Consider the following 13231-nt stretch of genomic DNA (forward strand, 5'->3'; position numbering starts at 1 on the left):
GGCGCTTCCTCAGAAATATTTTTATCGACGGGCGTCGCTCAGAAGGCCGGTTCGGCCACCCGTGCCCTCTCCTCCACCTTCGCCGTCGCGCAGGCGTCGACCAGATAGACGATGGACCGGTAGGGAACGCCCGCCTTGTCGGACAGGCCGATCTCGCAGGTGCGGCTGGTGGAGTAGCCCGACGCGCAGCCGTCCGGCACCGTGGCCGGCAGGTGGCGCAGGGCGTGCGCATTCAGTTCCGGCGTGGTGAAGCCCTTGTCGCCGGCGAAGCCGCAGCAGCCGACGTCGGGCGGCACCACCACCGTCTCGGCGCAGGCCTTCGCCACCGCGGTCAGCGCGCCGTCCAGGCCCATCCGGCGGGTGGAGCAGGTCAGGTGCAGCATCACCGGTTCCGCCGACTTCGCGATGTCCAGACGGGGCAGGGCGAACTCGCCGAGGAACTCCGCCACGTCGAGGATGCGCAGCCCCGCGTCGGTCAACCGCTTCTTCAGCCGCAGGGCGCAGGGGCTGGTATCCATTACCACGGGATACCGGCCGCCCCGGCTCGCCTTCGACAGGGCCGCCAGCATGGCGTCGGCCTTGGCGTCGGCGGCCTCGATCAGCCCCTTGCTTTCCAGCGGCATGCCGCAGCATTGGCCGTCCGCGGCTTCCGGATAGAGGATGCGGAAGCCGGCCTTGCGCATCACCGATTCGACCACCTCGGGCAGCGGGCGCTGCTGCGGATCGCCGGCGGCCGGACCCATGGTGCGGCTGACGCAACTGGGGGCGTAAACCACCGTCGGCACGTCGTCGTCGGTGACGACGGTCTCCGCCTTCGGCGAGAAGGTCGCGGCGGTCGGCAGGTTGCGCGGCAGCGAGGGCAGTCCGCCGCCGCTCAGCACGCGCGCCGCTACTTCGGCGACCCCATGTCCGACCGTGCGGCGGGCAAAATCGGCCAGACGCAGACCGGTGCGGGCGATGCCCAGCGTGCCCTCCATATGGTCGGCGACCAGCGCCCCCGCCTTGCGGGCCACGGCGCCGCGGCGCTCGCTGCGCATGGATTTCATCAGCAGCCCGGTCTCGATCCCCACCGGGCAGGCGGTGGCGCACAGGCCGCAGGCGGCGCAGGTGTCGATGCCCTGGTAATCGTAGGCGGCACCGATCTCGGCCAGACGCCCGGCGTCGTCACCGGCGGCTTCCAGCCGCGCCATCTCGCGCCGGCCGACGATGCGCTGGCGCGGCGACAGGGTGAAGCGGTGGGACGGGCAGGTCGGTTCGCAGAATCCGCACTCGATGCAGGTGTCGACCAGCGGGTCGGCCGGCGGCAGCGGCTTCAGGTTCTTCAGGTGGGCCTGCGGGTCGCCGTTCAGGATGACGCCCGGATTCAGCAGCCCGTCGGGGTCGAAGAGATCCTTGATCTCCTTCATCAGCCCATAGGCCTGCGGACCCCACTCCATCTCGACGAAGGGGGCCATGTTGCGGCCGGTGCCGTGCTCCGCCTTCAGCGAGCCGTCGTAACGGGTGACCACCAGCTCGGCGACATCGTCCATGAAGCGGCGGTAGCGGTCGATTTCCGCCTGGGTGTCGAAGGCCTGGGTGAAGACGAAGTGCAGGTTCCCTTCCAGCGCGTGGCCGAAGATGATCGCCTCGCGGTAGCCGTGGCGCTCGAACAGCGCCTGCAGCTCGCGCGTCGCCTCGGCCAGCCGGGGCAGGGGGAAGGCGACGTCCTCGATGATGACGGTGGTGCCGGTCTGGCGGATGGCGCCGACCGCCGGGAACAGGCCTTTGCGGATCTTCCAGAAGCCCTCGCAGGCCTTGGCGTCGGTGGTGAAGCTCGTATCGCCGATGGTGACGCAGCCGGCCAGCACCGCGGCGATCTCCGCCACGTTGGAGTCCAGCGCCGCAGCGCTTTCGGCGCGGGTCTCCACCAGCACGGCGGCCACCTCGGGGCCGAAGCCGCGGATCTGTGGCGGCATGCCCGGCTTGTCCTGGATGGAGCGGAGCGAGGCGCGGTCCATCAGTTCGGCGGCGTCGACCGGGGCGGCCTTCAGCAGGGCGACCGCGCGGCAGGCCTCGGCGATGTCAGGGAAGAACAGCAGCGCGCTGGCCTTGTGCGGATGCTCCGGCACGGTGCGCAGCGTGATGGTGGAAATGAAGCCCAGCGTGCCTTCCGACCCGATCATCAGGTGCTGGAGGATGTCGACCGGGTCCTCGTAATCCACCAGGGCGTTCAGGCTGTAGCCGGTGGTGTTCTTGATGCGGAACTTGTCGCGGATGCGGGTCGCCAGCGTCTCGTCGGCGCGGGTGCGGGATCCTAGCGCCGCCAGCCGGTCGAGCAACGCACCATTGCTTTGCTGGAAGGCACGGCAACTGGCCGCATCCGCGGTGTCCAGCACCGTGCCGTCGGCCAGCACCAGCCGCATCGACTCCAGCGTGCGGTAGCTGTTCTGCGCGGTGCCGCAGCACATGCCGCTGGCGTTGTTGGCGGCGATGCCGCCGATCTTCGCCGTGGCGATGGAGGCCGGATCGGGGCCGATCTTGCGGCCCAGCGGGGCAAGGCGGCGGTTCGCCTCCGCCCCGATCACGCCGGGTTGCAGGGTGACGGTGGCCGCGGCCGGACCGATGGTGCAGCCCCGCCAGCCGTCCCCCAGCACCACCAGCACGCTGTCGCTGACCGCCTGGCCTGACAGGCTGGTGCCGGCGGCGCGGAAGGTCACCGGCACGCCGTGCCCGCGGGTGATGCGCAGCAGCCGCACCACCTCCTCCTCCGTTTCCACCAGCGCCACGATCTTCGGGATCAGCCGGTAGAAGCTGGCGTCGGTGCCGTAGGCCAGCGTGCGCAACGGGTCGGTGACCAGCCTTGCCTGCGGGATGACGGACTGAAGCTCGGCCAGCACACGGTCGTAAGGGGCGGGCAGCATTGGCGGCGGCTCCTGCTTGGGGGAGGAGGACGTGGAGTTGGAGGGATCGGCTTTGGCGGCCGATCACCACAGGCCGCTTAGCGGCCGATGACCATGGCGGTGAAGGGCCAGAGGTAAGCCTGCGCCATCACCAGCAGGCCGACCAGCGCGGTCAGTGCCAGCGAGTGCCAGATGACGAAGCGCAGGATCTTGCCCTCATGCCCATGCCACTTGGTGGCGACGGCGGCGACGACGATGCTCTGGGCGTCGATCATCTTGCCCATCACGCCGCCCGAGCTGTTGGCGGCGGCCATCAGCGTCGGCGGCAGGCCGAGCTGTTCCGACGATACCTTCTGCAGGCTGCCGAACAGCACGTTGGACGCCGTGTCCGACCCGGTCAGCGCCACGCCGAGCCAGCCCAGGAAGGTGCCGAAGAACGGGTAGAGGAAGCCGGAGTTGGCGAAGGCGAGGCCCAGCGTGGTGTCGAGGCCCGAGTAACGGGTGGTGTAACCGAGCGCCAGCATCGCCGAGATGGTCAGCAGCGAGTTGCGGATGGCGTAGAGGGTGCGGCCGTAGGTCTTCACCATTTCTACCGGCGAATAGCCCATCAGGAAGCCGGAGATGACGGCGGCGATGAAGATGCCGGTGCCGGTGGCCGACAGCCAGTTCAGGGTGTAGACGGCCGCCTCCGGATGGGCCTTGGCAACCACCGGGGGAACGCGCATCACCATGTTGTGCAGGCCGTCGATCGGGAACTTGAAGATCGACACGCCGTCGAGGAAGGCCTTGACCTCCGGGATGCCCCACAGGAAGACGAGGACACTGAGGATCGCCCAGGGCATCCAGGCGCGGCGGACCTCGGCGGCGCTGTAGCCGTGGCTGCGGCGCGCCTCGCCTTCGACCACGGCGGCGCCGGCGGACTGCGTCATGGCGGAGGCCCCGCCGGCGGTGTGCCAGATCGCCTTCGGGTGCCAGACCTTCAGGAACAGGGTGACGCAGACCAGCGAGACGATGGCGGCGGCGACGTCCACCAGCCAGGGGCCGTGATAGTTCGACACCAGATACTGCGGGACGGCGAAGGAGACGCCGGCGACCAGGATGGCCGGCCAGATCTGGATCATGCCGCGCCAGCCGGCGAAGGCGACGATCAGCCAGAACGGCACCAGCACCGAGAAGAACGGAAGCTGACGGCCGATCATCGCCGACAGGTCCAGCAGAGGCAGGCCAGTGACCGCCGCCAGCGCCAGCACCGGCGTGCCGAGCGCGCCATAGGCGACCGGGGCGGTGTTGGCGATCAGCGACAGACCCGAGGCGGCCAGCGGGGTGAAGCCCAGCCCGATCAGCATGGCGCCGGTGACGGCGACCGGCGTGCCGAAGCCGGCGGCACCCTCGAAGAAGGCGCCGAAGCAGAAGGCGATCAGCAGGAGCTGGAGCCTTCGGTCGTTGGTGATGCCGGTGATGCTTTCCTGCAGGATCTTGAACTGCCCGCGCTGTTCGGTCAGGTGATAGAGGAAGATGATGTTGATGACGATCCAGCCGATCGGCAGCAGACCGTAAGCCGCACCCAGCAGCGCGGTCTTTCCCGCCATCGCCACCGGCATGCCGAACACGGCGACGGCCACCGCCAGTGCCGTCGCCAGACCCAGCAGCGCGGCGCGGTGCGCCTTCATGTGGAAGATGCCGAGACCGCCCAGCATCACCAGGACCGGCAGCGACGCGAACAGCGTCGACAGCCAGATGTTGTTCATCGGGTCGTAGACTTGCGACCAGCTCATCGTCAGGGGTCTCCTTCTCGGGGAGTGATGTCGGTCCGAACGGTGTCCCGGGAGAAGGAGGGCCGATTTTGCACGCATCCGGCCTACCCGCGCCTGGAGGACGGCGCGGGAGGAAGGCCGGATGTTCGGCAAAGCGGAAGCGTTCACCGCCGCCGGGGTCTTGCGGCCCCGATGCGCGCGGTGCGGATGCGCCCTTGCGGGTGCTGGTCCGTCCTGTCCCGGTACCTTGTGGATGCACTTTCCGCCCCGGCCAGTTTGGGGAAGACCCCTTGCCAGTCCGGCAGCGATGGACATCTCTTATCCATACGGTGTGTGCTGGATAAAATATTTTACCAGACTGTGCAATGGCTGAATCGTTTGTCAGCCGACCAACTTTGGTAGGGGGGTGCGACCTCGCCGGTCGCTGCCGCTCTGGACGCCTGTTCCGTCCATCGCTATTGAAGAGGATCGGGACGCACAGGGAGAGGCCGCCCACCCAATGCAGGGGACGATCAAACCGGCCAAGCTGGCCGACGCCATTGCCGAGCATCTGGAACGGCTGATTCTGGAAGGCGCGCTGCGTCCGGGGGAGAAGCTGCTGGCCGAACGCGAGCTGGCGGTGAAGCTGGACGTGTCGCGCCCGTCGCTGCGCGACGCCATCGCCAAGCTGGAGGAGCGCGGCCTGCTGGTCACCGGGCGCGGCGGCACCCATGTTGCCAGTTTCCTGTCGCAGATCGCCGATCCGCTGATGACGCTGATGCGCAACAAGCCGGACGCGTCCTTCGACTATCTGGAGTTCCGCCGTTCCATCGAAGCGGCGGCGGCCGGGCTCGCGGCCCAGCGGGCGACCGACCTCGACCGCGACGGCATCCGCACCATCGTCGCCCGGATGCAGGCCGCCCACGGCAAGGATGACAGCTCGGAAGAGGCGGATTCTGACGCCGACCTGCATCTGGCGATCTACGAGGCGGCGCACAACGTCGTCATGCTGCACATCATGCGGACGCTGTCCGACCTGCTGCGCAACGACGTGTTCTACAACCGGACCGACCTCTATTCCCGGCCGGGTGTGCGCGAGCTGCTGCTGCAACAGCATCTGGCCATCGCCAATGCGGTGCTGGACGGCGACGCGGATGCTGCGAGTGCAGCGGCCGAGGGCCATGTGGAGTTCACCCTGCAGACCCTGCGCGAGATCCGCGAGCACAACGCCCGCGTCCAGGTCTCGCTGCGGCGGATCGGCCGAACCGACCTGATCGACAGCGGGGTGTAAGAGGACCCGGACCGGTCCGGATTTCTGCCCGGTGGAGCGTTATGGCGAAGGTACTATGTCTGTGGGCTTGCCCTGACTGGCGGCAAGCTCTTGGCCGGGTTACACTGCGGCATTGCTCAGTGTCGCCGCCTGCCTGACTGGACTTGCCTTATCCACTCTGCCCGAGTGCCGCCCTTGTCTTCCTTGTCCACTTCCTCGTCCTCTTCCAAGAAGCGCCGGATCCTGCTGATCGAGGATACGGTCCCACTCGCCAAGCTCTACATCGAGTTCCTGCGCGCCGACGCGCACGAGGTCGTTCATTGCATCCGCGGGGGCGAAGCGCTGGACGCGGCGGCTGCCTTCCCGCCCGACGCGGTGATCCTGGACCTGAAACTGCCGGATATGGACGGGCTGGAGGTGTTGCAGGCGCTGCATGCCCGCGACGCAAGCGTGTCGGTGGTCATCATCACCGCCCATGGCTCCATCGATCTGGCGGTGGAGGCGATGAAGCTCGGCGCCTTCGATTTCATCGTGAAACCCTTCAACGCGGACCGTCTGAACCTTACCCTGCGCAACGCGCTGGAACGGCGGACCCTGGCCCGCATGGTGGAGGGATACCGCAAGGATCTGGACCGCGGGCGCTTCCATGGCTTCATCGGCAGCTCGCCCGAGATGCAGGCGGTCTACCGCATGATCGAGAGCGTGGCCGCCAGCCGGGCCAACGTCTTCATCACCGGCGAAAGCGGGACCGGCAAGGAGGTGGCGGCCCAGACCATCCACCGCGCCAGCCCCAGGCGCGACGGCGCCTTCGTCGCGCTGAACTGTGCCGCGATCCCCAAGGATCTGCTGGAATCGGAGATCTTCGGCCATGTGAAGGGCGCCTTCACCGGTGCGTCCGGCGACCGGCCGGGTGCGGCGCTGCTGGCCGACGGCGGCACGCTGTTCCTGGACGAGATCTGCGAGATGCCGTTCGACTTGCAGAGCAAGCTTCTCCGCTTCGTCCAGACCGGCACGGTCAACCCCGTTGGCAGCGGCCGGGAGGAGCGGGTGGACGTGCGCTTCGTCGCCGCCACCAACCGCGATCCGCTGGCGGAGGTGCAGGCCGCCCGTTTCCGGGAGGATCTCTACTACCGCCTGCATGTCATCCCGCTGGTCCTGCCGCCGTTGCGCGACCGCGGCGACGACGTGATCGAGATCGCCCGCTCTTTCCTGTCCGACTATGCGCGGGAGGAGGGGAAGGCGCTGGCGGCCTTCGCGCCGGAGGTGGAGGCGAGGCTGCGCGCCCATGACTGGCCGGGCAATGTGCGGCAATTGCAGAACGTCATCCGCAATGTCGTGGTTCTGAACGACGGGCCGCAGGTCACCCTGGACATGCTGCCGCCGATGGGCGGCCCCGATGCCTCCGCGGCCTCCTGCGCCGCCTGCGGTTCGCCGTCCGCCGACCTGACGGAGGGGGGCGACGCCGTGCAACCGTTGTGGCAGGTCGAGAAGGAGATGATCCGGAAGGCGCTGCGGCTGGCCGGCGACGATGTACCGCGTGCCGCCCTGATGCTGGAGATCAGCCCCTCCACCATCTACCGCAAGCTCCAGCAGTGGCGTATCGCCGACGGCCGCAGCACCGGGGAGACGGCCGCGTGAGCGCGGACCTGGTAGAGGGGCCGGTGCCGGCCGCCGTGCCGCCGGACGAGAGCGGCCGGCTGGCGGTTCTGGAGTCCTTCTGCATCCTCGACACCCCGTCCGAGCCGGGTTTCGACAACATCACGCGGCTGGCCCAGCATTTCTTCCGGACCCGCATCGCGCTGGTGTCGTTGATCGACCGCGACCGCCAATGGTTCAAGAGCCGTTCCGGGTTGGAGGCGACGGAAACCCACCGCGACTTTGCCTTCTGCGCCCATGCCATTCTGGACGACGGCGTGCTGGTGGTGCCCGACGCGACCAAGGACCGGCGGTTTGCCGGAAATCCGCTGGTCACCGGCGCGCCGAACATCCGCTTCTATGCCGGTGCGCCCCTGGTGGCGGACGGGCGTAAACTGGGGACGCTGTGCGTCATCGACGACAGGCCCCGTGACGGCTTCGATGCCCGCGAGGCGGAGACGCTGGCCCAGCTTGCCCGGCTGGTGGTGGACGAGATGACGCTGCGCCGCGAGGTTGCCCGGCGCGAGCGGGCGGAAGCGGAGCTGCGCGACCGGTCGCGTCTGCTGAACCTCGCCGAAGAGATCGGCCAATTCGGCCATTGGTACGTCGATTTCGTCACCAATGCCCGCCGCTGGTCCGACGAGGTCTACCGGATCCTGGGCCTGCCGCCGCAGCAGGAAAAGCCGACTGCCGAGCTGTCCCGCGCCTGCTACCACCCCGACGACCGCGAGCCTCTTGCCGATCTGGTCGAGCGGGCAAGGAAGACCGGCGAGGGGTTTTCAATCGAGGCACGCATCATCCGGCCCGACGGGGCGCTGCGCCATGTCTTCATCCGCGGCATGGCCGAATGCGACGGCGACGGCAGGCCGGTCGGCCTGCTCGGCGTCGTCCAGGACATCACCGAGGCCAAGCGGGAGGAAGCGGAGCTGCGGTCGAACCGCGAGCTTCTCGACCTTACTGTCCAGGCGACGCGTGACGGCATCTGGGACTGGAATCTGGAGGACGGCGGGATCTGGTTCTCTCCCACCTGGAAGGAGCAGCTCGGCTACCGCGACGGCGAGTTGGAAAACAGCCTGGACATGTGGGCCGGCCTGATCTTCGAAGAGGACCGGATCGCCGCGCTGGAGATGGTCCGCGCCTATAATGCCGGGCTGATCCCGAAATTCGAGGCGGTGCAGCGCTTCCGCCACAAACAGGGCCACACCGTCTACATCCTCAGCCGCGCCATCCACATCCGCGACGCCGAAGGCCGCGTCGTGCGCATGGTCGGTGCTCATACCGACATCACGTGCGACAAGTTGACGGAAGAGGAACTGAGGCTCGCCAAGCAGACGCTGGACGATGCGATCGAAGCGGTGCCGGAGGGACTGGCCTATTTCGATGCCAACGACCGGCTGATCCTGTGCAACGAGCGATATCGCGAAGCCCATCCGCTGACGGCGCCGCTGATGGTCCCCGGCCGCCCGTTCGAGGAAATCCTGCGCGCCGCCGTGGCGAACGGCGAGTTCGCCGGCAATCCGGACGGGCCGAACGACGAAACCTGGATCCAGGCCGAACTGGCCCAGCACCGCAACCCCGGCGCGCCGTTCGAGCGGGAGCTGCCCGACGGCCGCTGGATCGTGGTGGCGGAGAACCGGACCAGCAGTGGCTCGCTGGTCTGCACCCGCACCGACATCACCGAGCGCAAGCGCTTCGAGGCGGAGTTGCAGCGCCAGGCCGCCGACATGTGCGCGCTGGCCGAAGGGCTCGACGCCGCCCGCGAGGAGGCCGACACCCTGCGCGCCCGTGCCGAGGCGGCGACCCAGGCGAAGTCGGAATTCCTGGCGGCGATGAGCCACGAGATCCGCACGCCGATGAACGGCATCCAGGGCATGACGGAGCTGCTGTTCGACACCCCGCTGACCGACGAGCAGCGCCAGTTCGCCCAGGCCATCCGCAGCTCGTCCAATGCGCTGCTGACCATCATCAACGACATCCTCGACATCTCCAAGCTGGAGGCCGGCCGGGTCACCATCGAAACGCTGCCCTTCGACGCCGCCGATCTGGTGGAAGGGGTGGTGGAGCTGCTGACGCCGCGCGCCCACGAGAAGGGGATCGAGATCGGCTTCTACATCGATCCGCTGCTGCGCCGCACCCTGCTGGGCGATCCGACGCGCATCCGGCAGATCCTGGTCAATCTGGTCGGCAATGCGGTGAAGTTCACCGATCAGGGCTCCGTCGCGGTGGAATTGGAAGTGCTGGACGCCACCGACGCCCATCTGGTGCTGCGCATCACTGTCACCGATACCGGCATCGGCATTCCTGCCGAGGCGATACCGACCCTGTTCAACAAGTTCCAGCAGGTGGACGGCTCGATCACCCGCAAGTTCGGCGGAACCGGCCTTGGGCTGGCGATCTGCCGCCAACTGTCGGAACTGATGGGCGGCAGCATCGCGGTGGAAAGCAGCCTGGGCATCGGCAGCCGTTTCGTGGTCGACCTGCCGCTGGCCCTGTCGGAAGAGACATTGCCGCCGGCCGAACAGCCGCTGGCCGGGCGCAGCGTGCTGGTGGTGGACGATCTGGCGGTGAACCGCCGGGTGCTGGCCTCGATGCTCGACAGCCTGGGTGCCCGGCCGACCTGTGTGGAGAACGGGTCCGACGCGCTGGAGGCGTTGCGGCGTGGGGCGGCCGGCGGCCGTCCCTTCGACGTGGTGCTGGCCGACCAGACCATGCCCGGCATGGGCGGCGACACGCTGCTGGCGACGGTCGCCGGCGACCCGGCGCTGATCGGGACGCGGCGCGTGCTGATCGTCACGCTGGGGCCGGCGGTGCGCAGCGAAAGCGGACCGGCGCCCGGTTTGGCCCATGCGACCCTGAACCGTCCGCTGCGCCAGAGTTCGCTGGCCGCCTGCCTGGCCGGGCTGTTCGCCGCTGCGGCTCCCGCCGCGTCTGCCGCTCCGCCGGCCGAAGCGAAGGTGGAGGACGTGCCCCGCCGTGGCCGCATCCTGCTGGCGGAGGACAACCGCACCAACCAGCTGTTCGCCACCACCCTGCTGCGCCGGCTGGGCTACACGGTGGAGGTGGCGGAGGATGGCGAGCAGGCGGTGGCGGCGGCCTGCCGCGGCGGCATCGATCTGGTGCTGATGGATGTCCAGATGCCGGGAATGGACGGGCTGGAGGCTGCCCAGGCGATCCGCGCGCGCGGCGGCGCGCTGGCCGGCCTGCCCATCATCGCCCTGACCGCCGATGCCATGCCCGGAACGCGCGAGCTGTGTCTGCGTGCGGGGATGAGCGATTATCTGACCAAGCCGATCAGCCGCGCCGGCCTGCTGTCAGCGCTGGATCGCTGGTTCGTCACGGCGGAACCGCCGGCCGCTGCGGCGGAGGCGGGTGGTGGAAGCGGTAAGGGCAGCACCGCCGGGAATGATGACGGCAGCGGCGAGGACGGCGAGGCGCTGGACGAGGCGGTGCTGGACGATCTGGTGGAAACGGTGGGCGCCGACAGTCTGGCGCTGATCGTCGACAGCTTCCTTGAAGATGTCTCGCACCGGCTAGAACGGCTGTCGGCGATGGATGATGCCATGCCGGCCGGCACCGTCGATCTGCGCGCGCTGGCCCAGGAGGCGCACGACCTGTCCAGTCTTGCCGGCAGCTTCGGCGGCATGGCGGTCATGCACATCGCCTGGCGCATGGAGGTTCTCTGCCGCAACGGCGACCGGGATCAGGCGGCCCGGCTTCTGCCGGTCCTGTTGCGCGAGGCCGCGCGGCTGGAGCGGAGCTTGCGCGAGCGCACCGGCGTGCCGCGGCCAGTGGTGTGAGGCCGGCGGGCTGAAGCCGGTGCGCCGCGGCTGTCCGGAGCCGGCGTCAGCCGGTGCCGGGCTGGGTCGAGCCGTCGGTGTCCTCCGCCCGCTCCCGCAGTTCCTTCGACGACAATCCGGCCGGGGTGGCGTCCTGCAACGTGCCGTCGCCCGGGGTCTTCGTCATGTCCTCGCGCGGGGAGCGCTCGCCGGCAGGGGTCTGGTCATGGGTGTCCGCCCCGGATTTCGCACCGGATCTCTTCGGCTGGGGCATTCCTTCGGAGGGGGTGCGCGTTTGAGGCGTGTCGGTCATGATGTCCTCTGCTATCTTCTGCCTCTACAATCTTCTGGAGGAGTCAACGACCAGGACGGGTGCGTGTTCCGCGTCCGGCCTATCCTTCGGAGGGTTGAAGAAGACGTCTCCGTCCAAGGAGACCGGGAGAAGACGGCGCGGCGCCCCCGGGGTGCCGGAGCGCGCAGTCCCAGTGCGTGCCAAAGTCGGGCCAACCACCAAGGTCCGGCAGCGGAGGCCGCGAGCCGCCGCCCAGCCGGCCAGCAAGGAGTGTGAAAAGGTCATGGAATCGAGCAAGCACACGCCGCATGGCGATGTGACCCAGGTCGGCACCGTCACGCTGACCGACGACGCCACCGGCAAGACTCTGAAGCTGCCGCTGCTCGGCGGGTCCACCGGTCCCAACGTGATCGACATTCGCAAGCTCTACGCCGAAACCGGCTATTTCACCTACGACCCCGGCTTCACCTCCACCGCCGCCTGCGATTCGGCCATCACCTACATCGATGGCGACGAGGGCATCCTGCTGCACCGCGGCTATGCCATCGCCGACCTTGCCGAGAATTGCGATTTCCTGGAGGTCTGCCATCTGCTGCTGAACGGCGAACTGCCCGATCCGCAGCAGAAGGCCGATTTCGAGCGCACCATCACCTATCACACGATGGTGCACGAGCAACTGGCCAAGTTCTACAGCGGCTTCCGCCGCGACGCGCACCCGATGGCGATCATGTGCGGCGTCGTCGGTGCCCTGTCGGCCTTCTATCACGACTCCACCGACATCTTCGATCCGGTGCAGCGCAAGATCGCCGCGCACCGCCTGATCGCCAAGATGCCGACCATGGCCGCCATGGCCTACAAATACACGGTCGGCGAGCCCTTCATGTATCCGCGCAACGACCTGTCCTACGCGGAGAACTTCCTCTACATGACGTTCGGCACGCCGTGCGAGGAATGGAAGGTCGATCCGGTCCTGTCGGAAGCGATGGACAAGATCTTCATCCTGCATGCCGACCACGAGCAGAACGCCTCGACCTCCACCGTCCGTCTGGCCGGCTCGTCGCACGCCAACCCGTTCGCCTGCATCGCATCGGGCATCGCGGCCCTGTGGGGTCCGGCCCATGGCGGTGCCAACGAGGCCGTGCTGAAGATGCTGGATCAGATCGGCTCGGTGGAGAACATCCCTGAGTTCGTCCGCCGCGCCAAGGACAAGAACGACAGCTTCCGCCTGATGGGCTTCGGCCACCGCGTCTACAAGAACTACGATCCGCGCGCCAAGATCATGCGCGAGACCTGCTATCAGGTTCTCGACCGGCTGGGCATCAAGGACGAGCCGCATCTGGCCATCGCGATGGAGCTGGAGAGGATCGCCCTGTCGGACGAATACTTCATCGAGAAGAAACTCTATCCGAACGTCGATTTCTATTCGGGCATCATTTTGAAGGCGATGGGCTTCCCGACCAGCATGTTCACCGTGCTGTTCGCGCTGGCCCGCACCGTCGGCTGGATCAGCCAGTGGAAGGAGATGATCGAGGATCCGGCCCAGAAGATCGGCCGCCCCCGCCAGCTCTTCACCGGCCACGCCGCCCGTCCCTTCGTCCCGTTGGACAAGCGTTGATCCCACACCATCGGCAGCCCCCTCTTCGAAA

Annotated in this window: 6 protein-coding genes; 4 read left to right on the forward strand and 2 right to left on the reverse strand. The window is 68.0% G+C overall.

The annotated features are described in order from the left end of the window. Nucleotides 1-38: 38 nt before the first annotated feature. Together GBZ48_RS08485 and GBZ48_RS08490 are read right to left on the reverse strand one after the other, a co-directional pair. Entirely contained in the window at nucleotides 39-2900 is a 2862-nt protein-coding gene (locus tag GBZ48_RS08485; RefSeq protein WP_174470638.1) for an FAD-binding and (Fe-S)-binding domain-containing protein, read from the reverse strand. Nucleotides 2901-2977: 77 nt separating this feature from the next. Further along, entirely contained in the window at nucleotides 2978-4654 is a 1677-nt protein-coding gene (locus GBZ48_RS08490; protein WP_174470639.1) for an L-lactate permease, read from the reverse strand. Nucleotides 4655-5132: 478 nt separating this feature from the next. On the opposite strand from GBZ48_RS08490, the gene GBZ48_RS08495 reads away from it, so the two are divergent. From GBZ48_RS08495 to gltA, 4 genes are all read left to right on the forward strand, one after another. Continuing rightward, nucleotides 5133-5903: an FCD domain-containing protein gene (locus GBZ48_RS08495; protein WP_174470640.1), complete on the forward strand. Its 771-nt coding sequence runs from the start codon at nucleotides 5133-5135 to the stop codon at nucleotides 5901-5903. Between the two features lie 174 nt (nucleotides 5904-6077). After that, a complete protein-coding gene (locus GBZ48_RS08500; protein WP_425485981.1) occupies nucleotides 6078-7520 on the forward strand; it encodes a sigma-54-dependent transcriptional regulator in 1443 nt (480 codons plus the stop codon). Then, nucleotides 7517-11314: a response regulator gene (locus GBZ48_RS08505; protein WP_343049452.1), complete on the forward strand. Its 3798-nt coding sequence runs from the start codon at nucleotides 7517-7519 to the stop codon at nucleotides 11312-11314. Before GBZ48_RS08500 ends, GBZ48_RS08505 begins: the two co-directional genes overlap by 4 nt. 554 nt (nucleotides 11315-11868) lie before the next feature. Continuing rightward, nucleotides 11869-13200 carry a citrate synthase gene (gltA, locus tag GBZ48_RS08515; RefSeq protein WP_174470642.1) on the forward strand — a complete coding sequence of 444 codons (1332 nt, stop codon included), beginning with the start codon at nucleotides 11869-11871 and terminating at the stop codon, nucleotides 13198-13200. Nucleotides 13201-13231 lie beyond the last annotated feature (31 nt).

This window comes from Azospirillum melinis (genome assembly GCF_013340935.1).
GTDB lineage: Bacteria > Pseudomonadota > Alphaproteobacteria > Azospirillales > Azospirillaceae > Azospirillum > Azospirillum melinis.

Coding starts and splice junctions, on each gene's coding strand:
- GBZ48_RS08490 (WP_174470639.1), bottom strand. CDS start 4,654: ATGAGCTGGTCGCAAGTCTACGACCCGATGAACAACATCTGGCTGTCG.
- GBZ48_RS08485 (WP_174470638.1), bottom strand. CDS start 2,900: ATGCTGCCCGCCCCTTACGACCGTGTGCTGGCCGAGCTTCAGTCCGTC.
- GBZ48_RS08495 (WP_174470640.1), top strand. CDS start 5,133: ATGCAGGGGACGATCAAACCGGCCAAGCTGGCCGACGCCATTGCCGAG.
- gltA (WP_174470642.1), top strand. CDS start 11,869: ATGGAATCGAGCAAGCACACGCCGCATGGCGATGTGACCCAGGTCGGC.